The organism is Lysobacter humi (ex Lee et al. 2017) (assembly GCF_054781815.1).
On sequence record NZ_BAAGTR010000009.1, the window covers coordinates 692065 to 715062 of the forward strand.

General features: G+C 69.7%; 21 protein-coding genes. 11 read left to right on the forward strand and 10 right to left on the reverse strand.

The annotated features are described in order from the left end of the window. Positions 1 to 134: 134 nt before the first annotated feature. The 3 genes from ACYVJJ_RS10145 (at position 135) to pyrC (ending at position 3094) form a co-directional block, all read left to right on the forward strand. Positions 135 to 1082: an RluA family pseudouridine synthase gene (locus ACYVJJ_RS10145; protein ID WP_460833226.1), complete on the forward strand. Its 948-nt coding sequence runs from the start codon at positions 135 to 137 to the stop codon at positions 1080 to 1082. Between the two features lie 77 nt (positions 1083 to 1159). After that, positions 1160 to 1873 (forward strand): dethiobiotin synthase, encoded by a 714-nt coding sequence (gene bioD, locus ACYVJJ_RS10150; protein WP_460833228.1) that lies wholly within the window; start codon positions 1160 to 1162, stop codon positions 1871 to 1873. A 177-nt stretch (positions 1874 to 2050) separates the two neighbouring features. Beyond that, a complete protein-coding gene (gene pyrC, locus ACYVJJ_RS10155) occupies positions 2051 to 3094 on the forward strand; it encodes a dihydroorotase (protein ID WP_460833229.1) in 1044 nt (347 codons plus the stop codon). A 9-nt stretch (positions 3095 to 3103) separates the two neighbouring features. Here pyrC and ACYVJJ_RS10160 read toward each other — a convergent pair whose 3' ends face one another. Continuing rightward, entirely contained in the window at positions 3104 to 3520 is a 417-nt protein-coding gene (locus ACYVJJ_RS10160; protein ID WP_460833231.1) for an energy transducer TonB, read from the reverse strand. Next, the gene (locus ACYVJJ_RS10165) at positions 3504 to 3839 is read right to left on the reverse strand and encodes a 4a-hydroxytetrahydrobiopterin dehydratase (RefSeq protein WP_460833232.1); all 336 of its coding nucleotides are present in this window, start codon (positions 3837 to 3839) and stop codon (positions 3504 to 3506) included. The genes ACYVJJ_RS10160 and ACYVJJ_RS10165 overlap by 17 nt, the downstream gene beginning before the upstream one ends. A gap of 100 nt (positions 3840 to 3939) precedes the next feature. Between ACYVJJ_RS10165 and ACYVJJ_RS10170 the strand changes: the two genes are divergently transcribed. Beyond that, a complete protein-coding gene (locus ACYVJJ_RS10170; RefSeq protein WP_460833233.1) occupies positions 3940 to 4536 on the forward strand; it encodes an NfuA family Fe-S biogenesis protein in 597 nt (198 codons plus the stop codon). 16 nt (positions 4537 to 4552) lie between these two features. After that, positions 4553 to 6178: a hypothetical protein gene (locus ACYVJJ_RS10175; protein ID WP_460833235.1), complete on the forward strand. Its 1626-nt coding sequence runs from the start codon at positions 4553 to 4555 to the stop codon at positions 6176 to 6178. Positions 6179 to 6434: 256 nt separating this feature from the next. On the opposite strand, the gene ACYVJJ_RS10180 is transcribed toward ACYVJJ_RS10175, so the two are convergent. Together ACYVJJ_RS10180 and ACYVJJ_RS10185 are read right to left on the reverse strand one after the other, a co-directional pair. Continuing rightward, positions 6435 to 6875 (reverse strand): c-type cytochrome, encoded by a 441-nt coding sequence (locus ACYVJJ_RS10180; protein ID WP_460833236.1) that lies wholly within the window; start codon positions 6873 to 6875, stop codon positions 6435 to 6437. Positions 6876 to 6883: 8 nt separating this feature from the next. Next, complete coding sequence (locus tag ACYVJJ_RS10185) at positions 6884 to 7267, reverse strand: c-type cytochrome (RefSeq protein WP_460833238.1); 384 nt, start codon at positions 7265 to 7267, stop codon at positions 6884 to 6886. 234 nt (positions 7268 to 7501) lie between these two features. On the opposite strand from ACYVJJ_RS10185, the gene ACYVJJ_RS10190 reads away from it, so the two are divergent. From ACYVJJ_RS10190 to ACYVJJ_RS10200, 3 genes are read left to right on the forward strand one after another with little or no spacing between them, the layout of a single operon-like run. Next, on the forward strand, positions 7502 to 8635 hold the full coding sequence (locus tag ACYVJJ_RS10190) for an efflux RND transporter periplasmic adaptor subunit (RefSeq protein ID WP_460833239.1): 1134 nt from the start codon (positions 7502 to 7504) through the stop codon (positions 8633 to 8635). After that, entirely contained in the window at positions 8632 to 12165 is a 3534-nt protein-coding gene (locus tag ACYVJJ_RS10195; RefSeq protein WP_460833369.1) for an efflux RND transporter permease subunit, read from the forward strand. The genes ACYVJJ_RS10190 and ACYVJJ_RS10195 overlap by 4 nt, the downstream gene beginning before the upstream one ends. Continuing rightward, positions 12162 to 15260 carry an efflux RND transporter permease subunit gene (locus ACYVJJ_RS10200; protein WP_460833241.1) on the forward strand — a complete coding sequence of 1033 codons (3099 nt, stop codon included), beginning with the start codon at positions 12162 to 12164 and terminating at the stop codon, positions 15258 to 15260. The genes ACYVJJ_RS10195 and ACYVJJ_RS10200 overlap by 4 nt, the downstream gene beginning before the upstream one ends. Before the next feature lie 47 nt (positions 15261 to 15307). Here ACYVJJ_RS10200 and ACYVJJ_RS10205 read toward each other — a convergent pair whose 3' ends face one another. The 6 genes from ACYVJJ_RS10205 to ykgO all read right to left on the reverse strand — a co-directional run bounded on the left by ACYVJJ_RS10205 (position 15308) and on the right by ykgO (position 19636). After that, complete coding sequence (locus ACYVJJ_RS10205; RefSeq protein ID WP_460833242.1) at positions 15308 to 16537, reverse strand: TraB/GumN family protein; 1230 nt, start codon at positions 16535 to 16537, stop codon at positions 15308 to 15310. A gap of 48 nt (positions 16538 to 16585) precedes the next feature. Continuing rightward, complete coding sequence (locus tag ACYVJJ_RS10210; protein WP_460833243.1) at positions 16586 to 17122, reverse strand: GNAT family N-acetyltransferase; 537 nt, start codon at positions 17120 to 17122, stop codon at positions 16586 to 16588. Between the two features lie 7 nt (positions 17123 to 17129). Further along, complete coding sequence (locus ACYVJJ_RS10215; protein ID WP_460833245.1) at positions 17130 to 18020, reverse strand: carbon-nitrogen hydrolase; 891 nt, start codon at positions 18018 to 18020, stop codon at positions 17130 to 17132. After that, positions 18020 to 19051: an agmatine deiminase family protein gene (locus ACYVJJ_RS10220; protein WP_460833246.1), complete on the reverse strand. Its 1032-nt coding sequence runs from the start codon at positions 19049 to 19051 to the stop codon at positions 18020 to 18022. Before ACYVJJ_RS10220 ends, ACYVJJ_RS10215 begins: the two co-directional genes overlap by 1 nt. An 11-nt stretch (positions 19052 to 19062) precedes the next feature. Further along, the gene (locus ACYVJJ_RS10225) at positions 19063 to 19380 is read right to left on the reverse strand and encodes a hypothetical protein (protein ID WP_460833248.1); all 318 of its coding nucleotides are present in this window, start codon (positions 19378 to 19380) and stop codon (positions 19063 to 19065) included. Between the two features lie 130 nt (positions 19381 to 19510). Next, on the reverse strand, positions 19511 to 19636 hold the full coding sequence (gene ykgO / locus ACYVJJ_RS10230) for a type B 50S ribosomal protein L36 (RefSeq protein ID WP_010342887.1): 126 nt from the start codon (positions 19634 to 19636) through the stop codon (positions 19511 to 19513). A gap of 347 nt (positions 19637 to 19983) precedes the next feature. Here ykgO and cmk point away from each other — a divergent pair, with 347 nt between their 5' ends. The 3 genes from cmk to ACYVJJ_RS10245 all read left to right on the forward strand — a co-directional run bounded on the left by cmk (position 19984) and on the right by ACYVJJ_RS10245 (position 22965). After that, complete coding sequence (gene cmk / locus ACYVJJ_RS10235; RefSeq protein WP_460833370.1) at positions 19984 to 20655, forward strand: (d)CMP kinase; 672 nt, start codon at positions 19984 to 19986, stop codon at positions 20653 to 20655. 204 nt (positions 20656 to 20859) lie between these two features. After that, on the forward strand, positions 20860 to 22548 hold the full coding sequence (gene rpsA, locus ACYVJJ_RS10240) for a 30S ribosomal protein S1 (RefSeq protein WP_460833249.1): 1689 nt from the start codon (positions 20860 to 20862) through the stop codon (positions 22546 to 22548). Between the two features lie 114 nt (positions 22549 to 22662). Next, positions 22663 to 22965, forward strand: a complete 303-nt coding sequence (locus ACYVJJ_RS10245; protein WP_460833250.1) for an integration host factor subunit beta — start codon at positions 22663 to 22665, stop codon at positions 22963 to 22965. The last annotated feature ends 33 nt before the right edge of the window (positions 22966 to 22998 follow it).

Sequence of the window (22998 nt, forward strand, 5' to 3'; positions counted from 1 at the left end):
TCAGGCGCGCACCGGAATCGCGGAAGGGGGCTTTCGGCCCGCGCCGCACCAGCCACCCGGCTGGGGATAAGCGGCGATCTTCCAGCGAAATCAAAACCTTATCTCGCGGCGCGAGTTTAACAGATAACGACTCCATGACCCAGCCAGCCGCTTCCGGCGCGCGTACCGTCCGTGTCCCCGACGACCGGGACGGCCAGCGCCTGGACAACTTCCTGCTGGGGCAGCTCAAGGGCGCCCCGCGCTCGCTGGTCTACAAGCTGGTCCGGTCCGGCCAGGTGCGTGTCAACGGCGGCCGCGCGAAGGCCGAGCGCAAGCTCGAGGCCGGCGACGAGGTGCGCATTCCCCCCGTACGGCTGCAGGAGGAGGGCGCCAAGGCGCCGCCGGCCAAGGGCCTGCTGGAGGCGCTCGACGCCGCGATCGTGTTCGAGGACGCGCGCCTGCTCGCGCTCAACAAGCCCTCCGGCGTCGCGAGCCATGGCGGAAGCGGGATCAGCTACGGCGCGATCGAGGCGCTGCGCGCGCTTCGGCCGGGGCAGCCGCTCGAACTGGTCCACCGGCTCGACCGCGATACCTCCGGGCTTCTCGTCGTCGCGAAGAAGCGCTCGGCGCTCACCGAGCTCCAGGCGCTGATGCGGGAGGAGGGCGGTATCGCCAAGCGCTACCTCGCGCTGCTCGTCGGGCGGATGCCCGATGGCACGATGTCCGTCGACGCGCCGCTGCACGTCGGCCTGCGCCAAGGTGGCGAGCGACACGTCCAGGTGAATGCGGCAGGCAAGCCCTCGCTGAGCCACATCCGCGTGCTCGAGCGCCGCGGCGGGCACTCGTACTGTGAGGTCCGGATCGAGACCGGTCGCACCCATCAGATCCGCGTCCACTCGTCGCACATCGGCCACGCCGTCGCGGGTGACGACAAGTACGGCGCCCCCGAGGTGAACCGGCGGCTTCGCGAGCAGGTGGGCCTCAAGCGACTGTTCCTGCACGCTTCGACGCTCGAGTTCGCGCTCGACGGCGGCCGTGCCCCGTACCTGCTCAACGCGCCGCTGGCACCCGAGCTCGTCGACGTGCTGGACCGGTTGCGCTGAACCCGCGCCGGCCGCCGCCGCAGACCGCGGTCTAGCCGACGGACTCGCCGAGGCGATCCACATGGGAAACTGACGACATGCATCGAGGACTCTTCATCACCGGCACCGATACCGGCGTCGGCAAGACCCGCGCGGCCTGCGCGCTCGCCCATGCACTCGCGTCCCGCGGGCTTCCGGTGCACGCGCGCAAGCCGGTCGAGTCGGGGTGTGCGGAGTCCGCGGATGGCCTCGTACCGGCCGACGCGGCGGCCCTTCGCGCGGCTGCAGGCGGCCAGGAACCCCTTGCCCGCGTCAATGCGATCCGCCTGCGTGCGCCGCTGTCGCCCGAGCGGGCCGCGGCACTGGAGGGGGTCCGTTACGACATCGAGGGCCTCGCCGGTGCGTGCACGGCCGGCGTCGGCGACCAGGGCCTGCTGCTGGTGGAAGGCGCCGGCGGCTTCTATTCGCCGATCGGGCCCGGCGCGCTCAATGCGGACCTCGCGACGCGGCTCGGCCTGCCGGTCCTGCTGGTCGCAGCCGATCGGCTGGGCGTCATCAATCACGTGCTGCTGACGATCGAGGCGATCCGGCAACGCGGTCTCGAGCTCGCGGGCGTCGTCCTCAGTGAGCCGCATTCGGCAGGCACCGACCCCGCCATGGACAACCGTGGCGAGCTCGAGCGCTGGACCGGCATCCAAGCGATCTCGCTTCCATACGGCGGAGCCGCGGGGCCGGACGCCTGGGCGAGTGAGTCGCACGCGTTCGGGAGCTGGATCGACGCACGGTTCGCCGCGTCCGCCACCGCGGCCTGACGTACGACGTCCCTGCGACCCTCTGGCAAGCGCGATCGCGCGGGGTTTGGGCGCCCCCCGTGGTACAGCGACACGGCTGCCGTCACCCTGCCGGCGAGCGCTATCCCGCTGGCTCGCGTCTCCATCTGGCCCCGGCGAAGCGCGACAATAGCCGCACCACCATCACCCCGAGCCGCCGTGTCCGTCCAGCAGATCACGATCACCCGTCCCGACGACTGGCACGTCCATCTGCGCGACGGCGCGATGCTGCGCGACGTGCTGCCCGACACGGCGCGGCAGATGGGCCGCGCGATCGTGATGCCGAACCTCGTGCCGCCCGTGTTAACGACGGCCGATGCCGCCGCCTATCGCGGCCGCATCCTCGATGCACTGCCGGACGGGCTGCGCTTCGAGCCGTTGATGACGCTGTACCTCACGGAAGGCACGTCGGCCGACGAGATCGCGCGCGCGCGAGAGAGCGGCTTTGTCCACGGCGTGAAGCTCTATCCGGCACATGCGACGACCAACTCGCATCACGGCGTAACCGACCTGCGGCGCTGCACGGCCGCACTCGACGCGATGCAGCGCGTCGGCATGCCGTTGCTCGTGCATGGCGAGGTCACCGATCCGGATATCGACGTCTTCGATCGCGAAGCGGTCTTCATCGAGCGCGTGCTCGCGCCGCTGGTGCGTGATTTTCCGGCACTGAGGATCGTGCTCGAGCACATCACGACGACCGCAGCGGCCGAGTTCGCGATGGCGGCGCCGGCGAACGTCGCGGCGACGATTACGGTCCACCACCTGCTGCTCAATCGTAATGCGATCTTCGCCGGTGGGCTGCGACCGCATCACTACTGCCTGCCCGTCCTGAAGCGCGAGATCCACCGCCAGGCGCTGGTGCGCGCGGCGACGTCGGGGTCGCCCAAGTTCTTCCTGGGCACCGACAGCGCGCCGCATCCGAAGCATGCGAAGGAGTCGGGCTGCGGCTGCGCGGGCATCTACACCGCGCATGCCGCGATCGAGCTCTATGCCGAAGCTTTTGCGGCGGCGGGGGCGATCGACCGGCTCGAGGGATTCGCGAGCCACCATGGCGCCGACTTCTACGGCCTGCCACGCAATACCGATCGCCTCACGCTGGCCGCCACGCCGATGACGGTGCCGGACACCCTGCAGGCGGGTGGCCACGAGCTCGTACCCTTCCGCGCCGGCGCGCAGGTCGGCTGGTCGATCGTCGAGCCCTGAAGCACGACCTCAGCCCACCTGTTCCTGCAGCGCGAAGCAGCGCTGCGGTTTCTCCAGGGGCGGCCGGAAGGTCATGGGCACGGCGATCATGATCGGGATCGGCGCGCCGCCGCGCGTGGCCGGCTTGAACTTCCAGGTGGCCACTGCGCGCTTCGCCGCGTCGTCCAGCTCCGGACGACCGCTGCCGCGTTGCACGCGGATGTCGCCGACGCTGCCGTCCGGGCGGATCGTGATGCGCAGGTCGACTTCGCCGCCGATGCCTTCGCAGGCGAGCGCCTCGGGGTAGTCGGGCGGCGGGGTTTCCACCGCTCGCGGCGGCTCCTGCCGGCCCACGGGTGCCGCAGGCGGCTTCGGCGCGCCGCCGCAGGCCGTCAGCACGAGCGCGGCAGCGAGCGGGAGGACGAGCCGATCAGCCCGCCAGTGCATCGGCTTTCGCGGCGCAGATGAAGTCGTTGTCGGAGAGACCGCCGACGTCGTGCGTCGAATACCGCACGACGCAACGGTCGTAGTGCACGCCGAGGTCGGGATGGTGATCCTGCTCATGGGCGATCCAGGCCAGTGCGTTGACGAACGCGATCGTGCGGTAATAGTCGGGGAAGCGGAACGTGCGCGTGATCGCCTGGCCGTCCTCCACGATCGACCAGCCCTGCAGCTGCGCGAGCAGTGCATCGGCGCGCTCGGGCGCGAGTCGGTGCTCGGCGCCGCGACGCGGCGTGCAGCGGGCGAGGGCGAGGTCGTTAGGCATGGCAGCTCCGTGGACGGGACATGAAGGGCACGTAACGGCCGCTTTACCGATGGCCGGTTACTGTGGGCGCCCTCCGAAGGCGGGTCGCTAGAATAGCCCGATGATCCAGATCTCCGAATCGGCGCAGGGCCACTTCCGCCGCCTCATCGAGCGCGAGGCCCTGCCGGGCCTCGGGGTGCGACTGAGCGCGATCCATCCGGGCACGCCGCGCGCCGATGTTCGGCTCGAGTTCGCCGAGCCCGCGGATCTCGCCGGCGACGAGTGGGCGATCGACTGCGACGGGTTCACGCTGTGGCTCGAGGCCGCCAGCGTGAGCTATCTCGACGGTGCGCAGATCGACTACGAGGTGCGCGGCACCGCGGGACAGCTGCAGATCCGTGCGCCGCGCATCAAGGGCGAAGTGCCGGGCGAGGGCGCGAGCCTCGTGGAGCGCGTGCGGTACGTCATCGACCACGAGGTCAATCCGCAGCTGGCGTCGCATCGCGGGCACGTCACGCTCGAAGAGGTGACCGCCGAGGGCGTGGTCTACCTGCGCTTCGGCGGCGGCTGCCACGGCTGCGGCATGGCGGACATGACGCTCAAGCAGGGCATCGAGCGCACGCTCATCGAAAAAGTGCCGGGCGTGACCGCGGTGCGCGACGCCACCGACCACGCGACGGGCGACGCGCCCTACATCCCGCGCGATACCGCGGCCTGACCGCCGCCGGACGGCCGTGAATTCCGCTGCCGCCATCATCGAAGCGATCAATGCACGGTCGAGCCCCCCGGCCCGCCTTCGCGAAGCCGCGCGTGCGAGCTGGGGACGTTGGCTGGAGCTGCTCGCGGAGCGCCCGGGACGTGTGACCGGCGCACCGGCGCAGGCGGTCGTGGATCACATCGCCGCACGTCCGCTCGCCGCGCCAGCGCCGCGCGCGCATGCGCTGACGCGCTGGCAGGCCTTCTCCACGCTCTGGCGCCAGCAATGGCATCCGGCATCGCACGACGAGCGCCGGTGGCGATGGACCGCCGGCGGCGTCTCGTTCGGCTGGCACGTCGCGCTCGTGATCCTGCTGCTGTGGATCGCCGCGGTCCAGTTGATCGAGCGCCCGCGTGCGTCGGATGACGATGCGGTGCAGGTCGAGTTCATCGGCGTCGGCACGCCGGCCGAGCCGGGCGGCGGTCCCGCACCGACGGCAGCGCCGACGCCACAGCAGGAGTCGCCTGCGGCCGCGGCGCGCGCGGCGCCGGCACCGCAGCAGGCGTCCGCGGCGCCGGCAGCCGCGGCGGCACCGGCGCAGACATCGGAGGCCACGATCGACCCCGTGCCTGCGGCGTCCGACGCTGCGCAGCCGCTCGTGGTCTCGCCGCCCGTGTCGGAAGAACCGGCGACCTTCGAGCTGCCGCCCACGCGCATGCCCGACGTCGCCGTCGCTCCGCGGACCGCAGACGCGCCGACCGTCGAGACGATCGATATCCCCGAGCGCCGCGAGATCACGGCACGTCCGGTCGCGCAGGTCGAGACGCGTGCCGAGCCCGTGCGGGCGACGGCTGCGACTGCGGTCGAGGCGCGCGAGATCCCCGAGCGGCCGGTGCTCGTGCCGCGCGCGGTCGCGATTCCTTCGCCGCGCGTCGACGCGCCGGCCGTCGCACGTCCCGCGGCCGCGGTCGCCGAGCGCGCGATCCCGGATCGGAGCCCGGCGCCCGTCGCAGCGGCATCGCAGCCGTCGAAGACGAGTGCCCCGACTTCGACGACGCCGGCGACAAGCCCGGCGACGCAGGCAGGGCCACGCAATGCGGCGCCGTCGCAGGGCGTCGGCGTCGGCCCGCGCCCGGTGCCGACGCCCGGCGCGTTCCCCACGGCGCGCCGCGCCGACGACTGGGGCGACTCGACGCGGAATCGTCCGGGCACCACGGGCCGTGGACTTTCGGGGAACGGAGACGCCTGGCCGCGCGTCGGCGATCCGCCGGGCTCGGCATCGGCCGGCTTGCCGCCCGGGATGGTGACCGACGAAATCCGCGACCTCGATCGCTCCGGCACCTGGCTCAAGCGCACCCCGAACGGCTACGAGCCGACGCGCTTCGATCGTTTCTGGCGCCCGAACGAGACGCTGCTGCAGGAATGGGTGCGCCGCGGCGTACGCGACATCGGCATTCCGGTTCCCGGCACCGGCAAGCGCATCGTCTGCAAGGTCTCGGTGCTCGCGCTGGGCGGCGCATGCAGCATCGTCGACCCGAACCTCAACGAGCAGCCCGCGACAGCGCGGCCGCCGCCGGACATCCCGTTCAAGCCGCACCTGCAGGAAGGCAGCGGCGCCACGGTCCCCGCAGGCCCGCCCGCGGGGACGCCTCCGGGCGGCTGATGCCCTGCGTCGCCGCCGCGACGCGGGTGTCGGCGCTGTGCAAGCGCATTCGTCGCGGGTCGAGGCGGTTCCGATCTGGCGTTGAAGCGCGGGTCCACGCCGGCCGCGGACCTGACGCACGTCTGCGCTAGGCACTTCACGCGCCAGACCGTCGCGCGCCGGCTCTCCCGAGGCGTGCGCGCAACTCACGGGACGTGCACCACAAACGCGGACGGCCCGCCGAAGCGGGCCGTCCCGGGGCGTCACGTTGCGCGGGTCAGTGCGTCGATGCGTCCAGATCGCGAACGCGCTGCGCGCGCGAACCGAAGTAGGCGGACAGGTCGGCGATCTGCTTGTCCGTGAGCTCCTTCGCCTGCGCCGCCATGAGCGGGTTCTGGCGACGGCCGTCGCGGTACATCTGCAGCGAGTAGGCGATGTAGTCCTGGTACTGCCCGGCGAGGATCGGGTACGCCGGGTCGATCGGCGCGGCGCCTTCGCGGCCGTGGCAGTCGACGCAGGCCTGGCCGGTGCCGGGCAGCTTCGAGGTCGCGAGCTTCTCGCCTGCGGCGATGGTGCCTTCCGGCAGCCCGGCGGAGGAATGCTCGGACACCGGATGACCGGCTTCTGCGGCCTCGTGGCCGGCGTCTTCACTCTTGCCGCCGCAACCGACGAGCAGGGCGATCGCAAGGCTGCCCAGCAGCCAACGGGTATGGGTCATGGTCGGGCTCACTTCTGGGACGCGAGGTAGGCGGCGATGTCGGCGATGTCCTGCTCGGTGAAGCTCTGCGCCTGGGCCTGCATGGTCGGGTGCTTGCGCGTGCCGTCGCGGTAACCGGTCAGCGCGGCGACGAGGTAGGCCTCGTTCTGGCCCGCGACGCGCGGCACGTGGTAGTTCGGATACGCATTGCGGTAGCCGGTGACGCCGTGGCAGCCCTTGCACGTGTAGACGAGCTGCTCGCCGCGCTTGGCATCGCCCTTCGAGGCGGCCGGAGCGGCGGCCGCGGGCGCGGCGGCCGGAGCCGCGGCGGGCGCCGGGGCGGGTTGCTGTGCCTGGGTCGCCGCGACGGCGAGCAGGGCGATGGAGAAGGCGGCGATCGTCAGCGGTCGCATGTTCAAGTCCGCGGGTCTCGGGCTGGCGGTAGGGAAGGCGACGCGGAACGCGTACGCACAAGCGGCCGAGTATAGCCCGCGGGCCGGTTTCCACGAAGCCGGAACCGCCGAAGCGACCGTGACTTTGGCACCCGTGACCTTCGGCGCATGGAGCCTGTGAAGGTGGGTGATATACCTATGTACAACACCGGCGTACCGCCGCGTATCGACCACTTTCCCCTCAGGGTTTCCGCCATGTCCTCCAGCTCCGACCGCCCGCGCATCGTCTCCGTGGCCCATGCCGCGCTGCTCCTGCCGTGCCTGTTCCTCGTCGCCTGCAAGGGCGGCCCGAAGGGCGATTCGGAGGCCGGTGCCGATGGCAAGAAGGCCCCCGAAGCGGTGCCGGTCGAGGTCGCGGTCGCGGGCAACCGCGCCATCGCCGCGAGCTACACCGGTACCGCGCCGCTCGAGCCGCGAAGCGAGGCCCAGGTCGTCGCGAAGACGTCGGGCGTCGCCCTCGCCGTATACGCCGAGGAAGGGCAGGTGGTCCGCGCGGGGCAGTCGCTCGTCCGCCTCGACGCGGCGCGCTCGGCACTCCAGGCCGCGCAGACCGCCGCGCAGATGCGCAAGCTCGAGGCAAGCTCCGCGCGTGCCCGCAAGCTCGCCGCCGAGAAGCTGATCAGCGCCCAGGACAACGACCAGCTGCGCTACGACCTCGAGAATGCACGCGCGGCAAACCGCCTCGCGAACCTCGAGCTGTCGTACGCGAACGTGGTCGCGCCGATCTCGGGTGTGGTCGCGCAGCGCTCGATCAAGACCGGGAACTTCGTGCAGATCAACACGCCGATCTTCCGCATCGTCGACACCTCGCGTCTGGAAGCCGTGCTCAACGTGCCGGAGCGCGAGATCGCGACGCTGCGCCCGGGCCTGCCGGTGCGCATGACGGTCGACGCGTTGCCGGGCCGCACCTTCGACGGCACGGTCGACCGCGTGGCGCCCGTCGTCGACTCGGCGAGCGGCACGTTCCGCGTCATTACGACCTTCACCGGCGGCGGCCTGCTGCAGCCCGGCATGTTCGGCCGCATCCGCATCGACTACGACAACCGCGCCGATGCGCTCGTCGTGCCCCGCAGCGCGCTCCTCGACGACGAGGCCGAGCCCGCGGTGTTCGCCGCGCGTGGCGGTAAGGTCAGCCGCGTGCCGGTCAAGCTGGGCTACATGGATGGCGAGTGGGCCGAGGTGCGCAGCGGCCTGAAGGCGGGCGACCAGGTCGTCGTGGCCGGCAAGTCCGCGCTGCGCGACGGCAGCACGGTCCAGGTCATCGGCAAGCCCGCGGTTCGCGCCGCCGCCACGACCGCGGCGACCGCCGCGGCCGCCACCGCGCGCTGACGGACGGGAGACGGCACATGGGTGCTCCGCACGATACCCACGCAGACGCCGCCCCGCCGGGCGGCTTCAACCTCGTCGAGTTCGCCACCCGCCGCCGGGTGACGATCGCGATGATGACGATCACGCTCGTGCTGTTCGGCCTGATCGCGCTCTTCGACCTCAAGGTCAACCTGCTGCCGGACCTGAGCTATCCGACGCTCACCGTCCGCACCGAATACACCGGTGCCGCCCCCGCCGAGATGGAGACGCTGGTCTCCGAGCCGGTCGAGGAAGCGGTCGGCGTCGTCAAGGGCCTGCGCAAGCTGCGCTCGGTCTCGCGCACCGGGCAGTCGGATGTCGTCCTCGAGTTCGCCTGGGGCACCGACATGGACCAGGCGAGCCTGGAGGTCCGCGACAAGATGGAGCTCGTGCAGCTCCCGCTCGAGGCGAAGAAGCCGGTCCTGCTGCGCTTCAATCCGTCGACCGAGCCGATCCTCCGCCTCGCGCTCACCAGCAAGGCCGATGCCGATGGCGCAGGCGCGCTCACGACGCTCCGGCGCTTCGCGGACGACGACCTCAAGAAGCGCCTGGAGCCCGTGGACGGCGTGGCCGCGGTGAAGGTCGGCGGTGGCCTCGAGGACGAGGTGCAGGTCGACATCGACCCTCGCAAGACCGCGCAGCTCGGCCTCTCGATCGATACCGTCATCGCGCGGCTGAAGGCGGAGAACGTCAACATCTCCGGCGGGCGCCTCGAGGAGGGCTCGCAGCGTTATCTCGTGCGCACCGTGAACCAGTTCGCCACGGTCGAGGAGATGCGCGAGATGCTCGTCACCACGCAGGCGGCGGGCGGCGGCGCGCAGCAGAGCGCGGCCGAGCAGATGGCGCGCGTTGCAGCCGCCACCGGCAATGCGGCGGCAATGGCCGCGGCGTCCTCGGTGCAGAGCGCGTCGTCCGGCAGCTCGAGCAGCCCCGCGGGCGGCATGCCCGTGCGCCTGCGCGACGTCGCCGACGTGCGCCAGGGCCACAAGGAGCGCGAGGCGATCATCCGCCTCGGCGGCCGCGAAGCCGTGGAACTCGCGATCTACAAGGAAGGCGATGCGAACACCGTCGCCACCGCCGATGCGATCGAGGCGCGCCTGAAGGAAATCCGCGAACAGCTGCCGAAGGACATCGAGCTCGCGACGATCGATGACCAGTCGCAGTTCATCCGCCACGCGATCGCCGACGTCAAGAAGGATGCCGTGATCGGCGGCATGCTGGCCGTGCTGATCATCTTCCTGTTCCTGCGCGACGGCTGGAGCACGTTCGTCATCTCGCTCTCGCTGCCGGTCTCGATCATCACCACGTTCTTCTTCATGGGCCAGTTCGGGCTGAGCCTCAACGTGATGTCGCTCGGCGGCCTCGCGCTCGCGACCGGCCTCGTTGTCGACGACTCGATCGTCGTGCTCGAGAGCATCGCCAAGGCGCGCGAGCGAGGGCTCGGGATCCTGGATGCGGCCATCCAGGGCACGCGCGAGGTGTCGATGGCGGTCGTCGCCTCCACGCTCACCACCATCGCCGTGTTCCTGCCGCTGGTCTTCGTCGAGGGCATCGCCGGCCAGCTGTTCCGTGACCAGGCGCTCACGGTCGCGATCGCGATCGCGATCTCGCTGGTCGTCTCGATGACGCTCATTCCGATGCTCAGCGCGCTGAAGGGCCGTGCGCCGCTCGGCTTTGCGGACGAGCCGACGCGTCCGCGCTGGGCGCCGGCGTCACGCGGCCTGAAGCCGGTCGCCGGTGCGCTGCATTACGGCGGCCGCGGCGTCGGCACATTGTTCTTCGGTATCGCGTGGGGCGTCGTCCGCGCCTGGCGTGGCCTGACCCGCGTGGTGGGGCCCGTGATGCGCCGCGCGAGCGACGTGGCCATGGCGCCGTACGGCTGGGCGGAGCGTCGCTACCTGAGCCTGCTGCCGGCCGCGATGGCGCGACCGGTGCTGGTACTCGGCTTCGCCGCTGCGGCCTTCGTCGCCACGCTCGCCGCGATCCCGCTGCTGGGCGCCGACCTGATCCCGCAGCTCGCGCAGGATCGCTTCGAGATGACGGTCAAGCTGCCGCCAGGCACGCCGCTCGCCCGCACCGATGCGCTGGTACGCGAGCTGCAGACGAAGCACGATCGCGATGCCGGCGTGCAGTCGCTGTACGGCGTCAGCGGCAGCGGCACGCGCCTAGATGCCAATCCGACCGAAAGCGGCGAGAACATCGGCAAGCTCACCGTCGTGATGGCAGGCGGCGGCAGCCGCGAAGTCGAGGCGGCGCAGACGGAGCGGCTCCGCGAGACGATGCGCGCGCACCCCGGCGCCCAGGTCGACTTCGCGCGTCCCGAACTCCTGAGCTTCTCGCCGCCGCTGGAGATCGAGCTGCGCGGTCGGGACCTGGCCGAGATCGAGCGCGCGGGCCAGCAGATGGCGTCGATGCTGCGCCGGAGCCCGCACTACGCGGACGTGAAGTCGACGGTGGAGCAGGGCTTTCCCGAGATCCAGATCCGCTTCGACCAGGAGCGCGCCGGCGCGCTCGGGCTGACCACCCGGCAGATCGCCGATGTCGTGGTGAAGAAGGTGCGCGGTGAAGTCGCCACGCGCTACAGCTTCCGCGACCGCAAGATCGACGTGCTGGTGCGCGCGAACGAGTCCGACCGGGCGTCGGTGGAGAGCATCCGCCGCATGGTGGTCAACCCGGGCGGCAGCCGGCCGGTCGAGCTCGGCGCGGTCGCAGACGTCGTCTCGACGATGGGCCCGAGCGAGATCCACCGCGCCGACCAGGTGCGCGTGGCGATCGTGTCTGCGAACCTGCGCGACGTCGACCTCGGCACCGCGATGCAGGAAGTGCGTGACATGGTCGAGCGCGAGCCGCTTGGCGCGGACATCGGCATGCACATCGGCGGGCAGGGCGAGGTACTCGACAGCTCGGTGCGCTCGCTGCTGTTCGCCTTCGGGCTCGCGGTCTTCCTCGTCTATCTCGTGATGGCCTCGCAGTTCGAGTCGCTTCTCCATCCGTTCGTCATCCTGTTCACCATCCCGCTGGCGCTCGTCGGCGCGGTGCTGGCGCTGCTGCTCACGCGCTCGCCGGTCTCGGTGGTCGTCTTCATCGGCCTGATCCTGCTGGTGGGCCTGGTGGTGAAGAACGCGATCATCCTGATCGACAAGGTGAACCAGCTGCGCGAGTCCGGCGTCGCGAAGCGCGAGGCCCTGGTCGAGGGTGCGCGCTCGCGCCTGCGACCCATCGTAATGACCACGCTCTGCACGCTGTTCGGCTTCCTCCCGTTGGCGACCGCGCCGCTGTTCGGCAGCCCGGGTGCGGAGGTGCGCTCGCCGATGGCGATCACGGTGATCGGCGGCCTGCTGGTCTCGACGCTGCTCACGCTCGTCGTCATCCCGGTCGTCTACGACCTGCTCGATCGCCGCTCGGATGCCTACTACCGCGAGCGCGGCCGCTGCGCCCGTCGCGAGCGCGCCGAGGCGAGCGATGCGATCGCGCACGACGGCGATGGCCTGGTGGGGGAGGGCAAGGCATGAGCGTCGCCGAGCTGAGCATCCGCCGCCCCGTCACGACGATCATGTTCTTCGTGACGATGGTGGTGATCGGGCTGATCGCCGCGGTGCGCCTCCCGCTGGAGGCGTTCCCGTCGGTCTCGTTTCCCGTCATCTTCATGCAGCTGCCGTACGAGGGATCGACACCGGAAGAGGTCGAGCGCACGGTGCTGCGCCCGGCGGAAGAGGCCCTGTCGACGCTCACGGGCGTCAAGAGCATGCAGGGCACGGCGCGCGCGAACGGCGCACAGCTGATGGTGATGTTCAGCGACTGGGAGCGGAACGTCGAGATCGCCGCGTCCGAGGCGCGCGAGCGCATGGACGCGATCCGCGACGAGCTGCCCGAGGAGCTCCAGCGCATCTTCATCGGCAATGCGGGGACCGACGACGAGCCGGTCCTCGCGATCCGCCTCGCCAGTGAGAGCGTGAACCTCGCACGGTCGTACGAGCTCATCGACCGCGAACTCAAGCGGCGCCTGGAGCGCATTCCGGGCGTCGCGCAGGTTCGCGTGTCGGGCGCCACGCCGAACGAGGTGGAGATCGCCATCGCCCCGGAGCGCCTCACCGCCCACGACATCAGCCTCAATGAGCTCACGCGACGGCTTCAGAGCGTCAACTTCTCGATCTCCGCAGGCCAGATCACCGATGGCGGCCAGCGCCTGCGCGTGCAGCCGGTCGGCGAGCTGCGCGAGCTCGACGAACTTCGCGAGCTGGTCATCGATACGAAGGGCCTGCGCCTCGGCGACATCGCCGAGATCCGCCTGAAGCCCGCACGCATCGACATGGGACGCCGGCTGGACGGCCACCCCGCCGTCGGCCTCGACATCTTCAAGGAACGCAGCGCGAACCTCGTCGAGGTCTCGCGCTCGACCCTCGCGGAGGTCGAGCGCATCAAGGCCGAGCCGTCCATGCGGGGCATCCAGGTCAAGATCATCGAGGACCAGGGCAAGAACGTCACCAACTCGCTGACCGAGCTGGCCGAGGCCGGCGCGATCGGCGTGCTGCTCTCGGTGATCGTGCTGTTCTTCTTCCTGCGCCACTGGCCATCGACGCTGATGGTCACGCTGGCGATTCCAATCTGCTTCATCATGACGCTCGGCTTCATGTACTTCGCCGGCGTCACGCTCAACATCCTGTCGATGATGGGCCTGCTGCTCGCCGTCGGCATGCTCGTCGACAACGCGGTCGTCGTGGTCGAGAGCATCTACCAGGAGCGCGAGAAGAATCCCGGGAACCCACGCCTCGCGTCGATCCTCGGCACGCGCCACGTCGCGATCGCGCTCTCGGCGGGCACGCTCTGCCATTGCATCGTCTTCGTGCCCAATCTGTTCGGCGAGCGCAATATCCTGGCGATCTACCTGTCGCAGATCGCGATCACGATCTCGGTCTCGCTGCTGGCGTCGTGGCTCGTGGCCGTGAGCCTCATCCCGATGATCTCTGCGCGACTGAAGACCCCGCCCGCGGTGAACCGCCAGACCGGCATCATCCACGCGATGCAGGTGCGCTACGGAGGTTTCCTGCGCTGGACGCTCGAGCACCGGGGCAAGAGCCTGCTCGGCATGCTGCTGATCATTGCCGTGAGCTGTGTTCCGCCGGTGCTCACCAAGTACAACATGTTCGGCGGCGAGGACGGCGGCGAGACCGAGGTCCGCTACCAGTGGAACGGCAGTTTCACCGTCGAGCAGATGTCGGATGAGGTGCAGCGCGTGGAAGCGTTCCTCGACGCGAACCGCAAGCGCTTCCACATCACGCAGATCTATTCCTACTTCAGCGAGCAGGGCTGGGCGGGCACGCGCGTCACCTTCGACGAGGACTACGAGGGCGACACCAAGCCGCTCGCCGACGCCATCAGCAAGGACCTGCCGAAGTCCGCCCGCGCCAAGCTTGTGGTCGGTGCCCAGGGCGACGGCGGTGGCGGCCCGCCGAAGAACGTGCAGCTCCGGCTGGTCGGCGACTCCACGCAGACGCTCAACGACATCGCTCGCGACGTGCTGCCGGTACTGGCGGCCCGCAAGGAGCTGCGCGACGTCCGCGTCAACACCGGCGATCGCGACAGCGAGCTGCAGGTGCGTGTCGACCGCGAGCGTGCGGCGGCGTTCGGCTTCAGCTCGGATCAGGTGGCGTCGTTCGTGGGACTCGCGCTGCGCGGGGCGAAGCTCAAGGACTTCCGCCGCGGCGATACCGAAGTGCCGGTCTGGGCGCGTTTCGCGGGCGCCGAGCAGTACGGCACCCAGGACCTGTCCTCCTTCACGGTACGTGCCCCGGACGGCCGCAGTGTGCCGCTGCTCGCGATGGTGGACGTTTCGGTGCGCCCGGCGTCGACGGAGATCCAGCGCATCAACCGCCAGACCACGCTCGTCATCGAGGCCGCGCCGGAAGGCAAGACGACGATCCCCGAAGCGCGCAAGGCGATCGAGGACGCGCTGGAACCTGTCGCGTTCCCCGCGGGCTACGGCTACACGTTCGAGTCGATCCAGTTCTTCGACGACAGCGCGATGGTCAAGCAGATGCTGTTCAACCTCGCGATCGCGCTGATCATGATCTACGTGATCATGGCGGCGGTGTTCGAGTCGCTGCTGTTCCCGTCGGCCATCATGTCGGGCGTGATCTTCTCGGTCTTCGGCGTGTTCTGGCTGTTCTGGCTCACCGGCACCGAGTTCAACATCATGGCCTTCATCGGCATCCTTGTGCTGATGGGCGTGGTGGTGAACAACGGCATCGTGATGATCGAGCACATTAACAACCTGCGCCGGCGTGGGATGTCGCGGACCGACGCACTGGTCGAAGGCAGCCGGGAGCGCCTGCGCCCGATCCTGATGACGATGGGCACGGCGATCCTGGCGATGATCCCGATCGCGCTCTCGACCGGTGGGAGCGACGGCGAGATCGCCTACTTCCCGATGGCGCGCGCGATCGCCGGCGGCTTGGCGTTCTCGACGCTGGTCAGCCTGCTGTTCCTGCCGACGATCTACGCGATGCTGGACGACCTGCGCACGTCGACTTCGAGGACCGTCCGGAGGGCTCGCGGGCTCGATGCGGGCCCGGCGACGGCCAGCGTGGCCGCGATCGCGGCGCCGTGAGCCAGAACGACAGGGGTCGCGAAGGCGGCCCCTGTCGGGTCATGGAACTAGGAGAGGCGCCCGACGATCCGGGCGATCGCGATCCATTCCCCGGCCACGGTGCCGAAGCACGTGAACAGGAACACCAGGAGCGTGCGTGACACGCGATTGCGGTACCAGCCCTTGAACGTGCGGACATCGTCGCGCAGTGCGATGAAGTCCGCGTAGGTCGGCTTGCGCAGGCGTGCTTCCACCAGTGCGCTGAAGACACCCGACGGAACGGTCGGGCGGAACGGCTTGAACGGCCCCACGAGCGCGCCCGCGATCACGCTGAGCGGATGCGCGCCCGCGAGGATCGCCCCGACGGCGGTGAGCGCAGCCGTGATCACGAGCCACTGCACGATCACGCCGCGCGCCATGTCGAGGCCGCCCTGGCGGAAGCCCCAGACTACGCCGCCGATCAGGAGCGCCGCGATCGCCATCGCGAACCACGGCACCTTGCGCCGCGCCGCGACGGCCTCGAGTTCGGCGCGCAGCGTCTCCGGCGCGTCCGCCTGCGCCTGCAGCTCGCGCGACAGGCCAGCGAGATGGCCGGCGCCCACCACCGCGAGGATCTCGCGCGCCTCGGGGTGGTCGGCAGCGGCCTTGCGCAGGCTGGCCGCCATGTAGCGGTCGCGTTCGGCGATCACCGTCTCGTACAGCTCCGGGCTGTGGCTCGCGAATTCGCTGAACGAGGCTTCGAGCATGTCGCCTTCCTTCAGCTTCTCGATCTCGTCCTCGGGCACGTCGTCGGAGCCGACGAGCGAGGCGACGAGGCCACCGCCCAGCTTGGCGCGCTTCCACCAGCCGAGGCGGCCGGCGGCTCGACGGAAGGTCAGGCCCACGTCGCGGTCGATCAGCTCGACGGGCAGATCGCGCGCGCGCGCGTCGAGCACGGCCTGCTTGAGCTCGGCACCGGGCTCGATGCCGAGCTGCTCCGCGAGACGGCGCTGATAGGCCGCGAGCGCGAGGTTCGCCGCGAACATCGCCGTACGACCGGTGCGGATGACCTCGACGAGGTCGAGGCGCGCCATCGCTTCCGGATCAGTGAGCGCCTGCAGCCGCCCCGCATCGAGTTCCACGGCGACCGTGTCGAAATGCCCGCCCGCGATCGCATCACGCACCGCATCGACGCTCGCGCGCGAGACGTGCGCGGTGCCGAGCAGCGTGTAGCGCACGCCGTCGCGCTCGACGACGGCATGCGGTTGCGAGGCGATCGCCGGAATCGGCACGGACGGCTCGGACATGTCGGGGGACATCCAAAAAATGAGGCGCCTCGGGGCGCCGTGGACGGCCAGCTTAGGCAGTCATCCGGGCGGCGGCAATCGAGGCGGCGTGGTGTCGCCGTCACCCAGCGCACGCTGCATCTGCACGTTCTCGAGCCAGCGCCCGTGCTTCCAGCCGATCCCCGGGAACCGCGCGGCGACGCGAAATCCGCGCCGCTCGTGCAGCGCGATCGACGCCGCGTTCGACGCATCGCCGATCACGGCGATCATCTGCCGGTAGCCGAGCACCGTGCATCGCTCGATCAGATCGTCCAGCAGCCGCCCGCCGACCCCGCGCGCCTGGGCGCCTGGCGCCACATAGACGCTGTCCTCGACCGTCCATCGATAGCCTTCGCGGGCACGGAACCGGCTCGCATACGCGTAGCCCACCACGCGCCCGTCGCCACAGGCCACGCGATGCGGAAGTCCCGCCTCGCAGACACCTCGCCATCGCGCCGCCATCGCCGTCACGTCCGGTGGCGCCCATTCGTAGCTCGCCGTGCCTTCGCGCACCTCGTGGGCATAGATCGCGGTGATCGCCGCGATGTCGTACTCGCACGTGTCGCGAAGCTTCGGCAACACCGACTCAGTCGCGATAGCGCTTGAGCAGGTCGCCGTAGGCATCGATCCGACGATCCCGCAGGAACGGCCAGATGCGGCGGACGTCCTCGCTGCGGCGCAGGTCGACCTCGGCGAGCAGCAGCTCCGGCTCCGCGGTCCCCGCCTCGGCGAGGATCTCGCCCTGCGGTCCGAGCACGTGGCTCGAGCCCCAGAAGTCGATGCCGGAGCGGCCGATCGGCGAGGCCTCGTGACCGACGCGGTTGCAGGACAGCACCGGAAGCCCGTTTGCCACGGCGTGACCGCGATGGCTGAGGATCCACGCGCCGCGCTGGCGATCCTTCTCGTCCTGCGCGTCGTCCGGGTCCCAGCCGATCGCCGTGGGGTAGAGCAGCAGGTCGGCGCCGGCGAGCGCCATCAGCCGCGCGCCTTCCGGATACCACTGGTCCCAGCAGACCATCACGCCGAGCCGGCCGACCGAGGTGTCGATCGGGTGGAATCCCGTATCGCCCGGCGTGAAGTAGAACTTCTCGTTGAAGCCCGGGTCGTCGGGGATATGCATCTTGCGGTATTTGCCCGCGATGCTGCCGTCCTTCTCTAGGACGACGGCCGTGTTGTGGTACAGCCCGGCGCCGCGCCGCTCGAAAAGCGAGCTCACGATCACGACGCCGTGCTGCTTCGCGAGCGCCGACAGCCGCTCCGTACTCGGCCCCGGGATCGACTCCGCGCCCTCGAACTCCGTCACGCACTGGTGCTGACAGAAATAAGCGCCGTTATGCAGCTCCTGCAGCAGCACGAGCTTCGCGCCGCTGCGTGCGGCTTCGCCGATGCGCTGCTCGATAAGCGCGAGGTTGCCTTCGACGGAGCCCTGGTTACGCTCCTGCACGAGCGCGACGGGCAGTACTTTCGACTTCGACATCAGACGACTCCTTCTGGCAGCTGCATCGTGATGCAGTGCAGGCTGCCGTTCTGCCAGATCAGCGGGCGGCAGGGGACGACCACGATCTCGCGGTCCGGAAACGCCGACTGCATGACGCTGCGCGCTCGCTCGTCGGCCTCGTCGCCGTAACCCGGCATCAGCACCGCGCCGTTGACGATCAGGAAGTTCGCGTAGCTCGCCGCGAGCCGTCGCCCGTCGTCGAGGATCGGACGTGCCCACGGCAGCTCGAACAGCCGATAGGGCGCACCGTCGGCCGTTCGTAGACCCGCGAGCTCGTCGCCCATCGCGCGCAGGTGCGGGTAGTGCGAATCCGTGGGATCGTCGCAGCCTTGATAGACGATGGAATCGCGCGAGGCGAAGCGGGCGAGGGTGTCGACGTGCGCGTCGGTGTCGTCGCCCTCCAGATAACCGTGTTCCAGCCACAGCACCCGGTCCTGCGCGAGCCACTCGGCGAGCTTCGCCGACAGCTCCTCGCGCGAGGCCTGCGGATGGCGCTGGTTGAGGCATTGCCACGTGGTCAGCAGGGTGCCCGCGCCGTCGGTGTCGATCGCGCCGCCCTCCAGTGCGAACTGCACGGGCGCGCGCTCAGCGTCGCGGAAGAGCCCCTCACCCTCGAGACGCTCAACGAGTGCGTCGTCCAGGCTCGCCTCGAACTTGCCGCCCCAGCCGGTGAAGCGGAAATCGAGCAGGCGAAAGCCCGTGCCGGTACGCAGCGTGATCGGCCCCGAGTCGCGGAGCCAGGTGTCGTCGTAGGGTGCACGCACGAAGCGCACGCGCTCGAGTGCGATGCCCGCGTCGGCCAGCAGCGCACGCGCATGCGCCTCGAGGGTCTCGTCGGCGACGCAGACGATCGCCGGCTCGAAGCGCGTGATCGCGGCGACCAGTGCGACGTAGGTGCCTTCGACTGCGGCGAGCCGCTCGGCCCAATCGGTACCGTCGTGCGGCCAGGCGATGAGGACGGCGGACTGCGGCTCCCACTCGGCGGGGAGCCGGGTATTCGATACGGCCATCGGGTTTCCTGTCAGCGGACCGGCTTCGGACCGACCTCGTCCGGCGCGGCATTGGCGACCGCGTCGATCACACGGCTGCGCTCGAAATAGACGGTGAAGGCGGGGTAGACCCACCGGTGGATGCTCGGCCACTGCCGCTTCTGGCCGCCGGCGGGCTCGAGCCGGCTGGTCGGCGCGCCGAAGCGCGACTGCACGTCGCCCATGCTCATGCCACGCGTGGGCAGCGGTGCCGGCTCCTGGCCGACGCGCTCGATCAGGAGCGTCTCTGCCGTGGCGGGGGTGGCGACCAGCAGGGCGAGGACGGCGGCGAACAATGTGCTGCGCGACATGTCGGGCTCCAGCGACGGGAAAGGGGCGATTGTATGCACGCGACCACGGGACGCGGCCACGACGCGCGGCCCGGAAACGCGAAAGCCGCCTCGCGGCGGCTTTCGTGACGAACCGGCGGACCGGGCGCGATCAGCGCTGGCGGGCCTTGAAGCGCGGGTTCGACTTGCAGATCACGAAGACCTTGCCACGGCGGCGGACGACCTTGCAGTCACGGTGACGGGCCTTCGCCGACTTCAGGGAGGACAGGACCTTCATGAGAGAGACCTCAGCAAAAGAGAATACGGGCGAACGAAGCCGCGCATTATAGCGGACTAAGTTTTTGAAAAACAATGCGTTGAGTCGCAGGCGGCCGCGGGTGGCGGACAAGGCTCATGCCGCCCCCCCGGGAATCGTTTCCGCGGCCCGCGGTCATCGACCGTTGCGGGTCGCCGACCGGCCTTGCGTCCCATCGTCTGAGGCAAAGCCGGGGAGGGGCGACCGGCACCTGCCCGACTCGGGCACTTCGTGCCCACGACGCGCCCGGCGCCGGGCGCCCGGCGGCATTTCCGCTCGAGCGTCGACCGGTCATGGGCATTTCGCTGCCGACCGTAGAGAATGCGCGGATGGATCCCAGCGCCCCCGTCCTCACGATCGACGGCCCTTCCGGCTCCGGAAAGGGCACCATCAGCCGCCTTGTCGCCCAACGACTGGGCTGGCACTACCTCGATTCCGGCGCCCTGTACCGCGCCGTGGGCGTGTCCGCCGGCTGGGCCGACCTCGACCTCAGCGATCCCGGGGCACTGGTGCGCTGCTGCTTCGACAGCCGCATCGACTTCGTCGAGGTCCCCGGCGAGGAGCTCAGGATCCTGGTCAACGGCCGTGATGCCACCGACGAGATCCGCACCGAGACGGCCGGTGCGGCCGCCTCCGCGATCGCGGCGATCCCGGAAGTGCGCACCGCGCTCAAGGAGAGGCAGCGCGCGTTCCGGCAGGCGCCGGGCCTCGTGGCCGACGGACGCGACATGGGCACGGTGATCTTCCCCGACGCCGCGACCAAGGTCTTCCTGACAGCGAGCGCCGAGGAGCGGGCCGAGCGGCGGTATAAGCAGTTGAAGGAAAAGGGAGTTTCCGTTAACTTGGGCGATCTGCTGCGGGAGATTCTCGCCCGCGACGCCCGCGATGCCTCCCGCGCGGTGGCGCCCTTGAAGCCGGCTCTCGACGCCGTCTGCATCGACACCACCGGCACCGGCATCGAGGCGGTGGTCGAACGCGTGCTGTCCCTGGTCCAGCGGTAACCGCGCGCGGTTCCGCGCGGAATCGCTTCCGAACCAGAGCCTGTGAACGTCCGGCCGGCAGAACCGGCCCGTCGCCGCGCGCGACGGATTTCCAACAGCACGGTGCGCATTCCGCGCACCACTCAACGGGTGGGCCGTTCGACGGCGTTCGATCCTGAGGGACGGCGCGTGCACGGCCTGTGTGTCCAATAGAGCAATTTTCCAATGACCGAATCATTTGCCGAACTGTTTGAACAGAGCGAAGCCAAACTGGCCAAGCTGAAGCCGGGCTCGATCGTCACCGGTGTCGTCGTGGAAGTGCGCGGCGACGTCGTGGTGATCAACGCCGGCCTCAAGTCCGAGGGCATCGTGCCCATCGAACAGTTCCGGAACGATGCCGGCGAGATCGACGTGGGCGTGGGCGACGAGGTCAAGGTCGCCCTCGACTCGATCGAGAACGGCTTCGGCGAAACCGTCCTGTCGCGCGAGAAGGCCAAGCGCGCCATGGTGTGGGACGAGCTCGAGGAAGCCCTCGAGAAGAACGAGACCATCACCGGCCGCATCAGCGGCAAGGTCAAGGGCGGCTTCACCGTCGACATCAAGGACGTCCGCGGCTTCCTGCCCGGCTCGCTCGTCGACGTGCGCCCGGTGCGCGATTCGAGCTACCTCGAGGGCAAGGAACTCGAGTTCAAGCTCATCAAGCTCGACCGCAAGCGCAACAACATCGTCGTCTCGCGTCGCGCGGTCGTCGAGAGCGAGCACTCGGAAGAGCGCGAGCAGCTGCTCGAGAAGCTGGTCGAGGGCGCGGTGCTCAAGGGTGTCGTCAAGAACCTCACCGATTACGGCGCGTTCGTGGACCTCGGCGGCATCGACGGCCTGCTGCACATCACCGACATGGCGTGGAAGCGCGTGCGCCATCCGTCGGAAGTGGTGGAAGTCGGCCAGGAGCTCGACGTCCGCGTGCTCAAGTACGACCGCGAGCGCAACCGCGTCTCGCTCGGCCTGAAGCAGCTCGGCGAGGATCCGTGGGACAACATCGCCCGTCGCTACCCGGCCAACAGCCGCGTGTTCGGCAAGGTCTCGAACGTCACCGATTACGGCGCGTTCGTCGAGATCGAGCCGGGCGTCGAGGGCCTGGTGCACGTCTCCGAGATGGACTGGACCAACAAGAACGTCAACCCGTCGAAGATCGTGCAGGTCGGTGACGAGTGCGAAGTGATGGTGCTGGACGTCGATGAAGACCGTCGCCGCATCTCGCTCGGCATGAAGCAGGTCACGTCGAACCCGTGGGAGACCTTCGCGGCCATCCACAAGAAGGGCGACAAGGTCGAGGGCCAGGTCAAGTCGATCACCGACTTCGGCATCTTCATCGGCCTGGACGGTGGCATCGACGGCCTCGTGCACCTGTCCGACATCTCGTGGAACACCACGGGCGAGGACGTGGTCCGCAACTACAAGAAGGGCGACACGGTGGAAGCCGTCGTCCTCGCGGTGGACCCGGAGCGCGAGCGCATTTCGCTCGGCATCAAGCAGATGGAGCAGGACCCGATGGGTTCGTTCGTCGCCACCAACTCGCGCGGCTCGATCGTGCGCGGCACGGTGACGAACGTCGACGCGAAGGGTGCGACCGTCGAGCTGTCCGATGGCGTCGAGGGCTACATCCAGGCCCGCGACATCGCCCGCGAGCGCGTCGACGATGCGACGACCAAGCTCAAGGTCGGCGACCAGATCGAGGCCAAGATCATCGGCAACGACCGCAAGTCGCGCCAGATGCAACTGTCGATCAAGGCGAAGGACTACGCGGAAGAGAGCGAGGCGGTGGCGGACTACAACCGTCAGTCGTCGGAAGCGGCCAGCGGCAACATGAGCCTCGGCGCGCTGCTCCGCGAGCAGCTGGGCAAGAAGGGCGAGTAATCGCCCTGCGGTAAACCGGGACGGCCCGGCCCTGTCGGGCCGTCCTCTTTTGTGCGGGGACCGCGATTCGCGCCCCGGAAGAATTCCCCGAACCCGGTGTCCGACCCCGCGTCCATGACCAAGTCCGAGCTCATCGAGATCCTCGTCCAGCGACAGGCCCATCTGAAGGCCGAAGATGTCGATCTGGCGGTGAAATCGCTGCTCGACATGATGAGCGGGTCGCTCTCGGGCGGCGAGCGGATCGAGATCCGCGGCTTCGGCAGTTTCTGCCTGCATTACCGTCCGCCGCGCGTGGGCCGCAATCCCAAGACGGGCGAGGCGGTGTCGCTACGCGGCAAGCACGTCCCGCACTTCAAGCCGGGCAAGGAGCTGCGCGAGCGCGTGAGCGGCGTGCAGCCTCTCGACGACGACGCCTGAGCCGCGCGGCCGCCCGGCCTTGCGTACGTCCGC

Bases quoted from the DNA above. Each gene is read 5' to 3' on its own strand.
- ACYVJJ_RS10145 (WP_460833226.1), top strand. From the start codon at position 135: ATGACCCAGCCAGCCGCTTCCGGCGCGCGTACCGTCCGTGTCCCCGAC.
- bioD (WP_460833228.1), top strand. From the start codon at position 1,160: ATGCATCGAGGACTCTTCATCACCGGCACCGATACCGGCGTCGGCAAG.
- ACYVJJ_RS10160 (WP_460833231.1), bottom strand. From the start codon at position 3,520: ATGCACTGGCGGGCTGATCGGCTCGTCCTCCCGCTCGCTGCCGCGCTC.
- ACYVJJ_RS10165 (WP_460833232.1), bottom strand. From the start codon at position 3,839: ATGCCTAACGACCTCGCCCTCGCCCGCTGCACGCCGCGTCGCGGCGCC.
- ACYVJJ_RS10170 (WP_460833233.1), top strand. From the start codon at position 3,940: ATGATCCAGATCTCCGAATCGGCGCAGGGCCACTTCCGCCGCCTCATC.
- ACYVJJ_RS10180 (WP_460833236.1), bottom strand. From the start codon at position 6,875: ATGACCCATACCCGTTGGCTGCTGGGCAGCCTTGCGATCGCCCTGCTC.
- ACYVJJ_RS10185 (WP_460833238.1), bottom strand. From the start codon at position 7,267: ATGCGACCGCTGACGATCGCCGCCTTCTCCATCGCCCTGCTCGCCGTC.
- ACYVJJ_RS10190 (WP_460833239.1), top strand. From the start codon at position 7,502: ATGTCCTCCAGCTCCGACCGCCCGCGCATCGTCTCCGTGGCCCATGCC.
- ACYVJJ_RS10200 (WP_460833241.1), top strand. From the start codon at position 12,162: ATGAGCGTCGCCGAGCTGAGCATCCGCCGCCCCGTCACGACGATCATG.
- ACYVJJ_RS10205 (WP_460833242.1), bottom strand. From the start codon at position 16,537: ATGTCCCCCGACATGTCCGAGCCGTCCGTGCCGATTCCGGCGATCGCC.
- ACYVJJ_RS10215 (WP_460833245.1), bottom strand. From the start codon at position 18,020: ATGTCGAAGTCGAAAGTACTGCCCGTCGCGCTCGTGCAGGAGCGTAAC.
- ACYVJJ_RS10220 (WP_460833246.1), bottom strand. From the start codon at position 19,051: ATGGCCGTATCGAATACCCGGCTCCCCGCCGAGTGGGAGCCGCAGTCC.
- ACYVJJ_RS10225 (WP_460833248.1), bottom strand. From the start codon at position 19,380: ATGTCGCGCAGCACATTGTTCGCCGCCGTCCTCGCCCTGCTGGTCGCC.
- ykgO (WP_010342887.1), bottom strand. From the start codon at position 19,636: ATGAAGGTCCTGTCCTCCCTGAAGTCGGCGAAGGCCCGTCACCGTGAC.
- cmk (WP_460833370.1), top strand. From the start codon at position 19,984: ATGGATCCCAGCGCCCCCGTCCTCACGATCGACGGCCCTTCCGGCTCC.
- rpsA (WP_460833249.1), top strand. From the start codon at position 20,860: ATGACCGAATCATTTGCCGAACTGTTTGAACAGAGCGAAGCCAAACTG.
- ACYVJJ_RS10245 (WP_460833250.1), top strand. From the start codon at position 22,663: ATGACCAAGTCCGAGCTCATCGAGATCCTCGTCCAGCGACAGGCCCAT.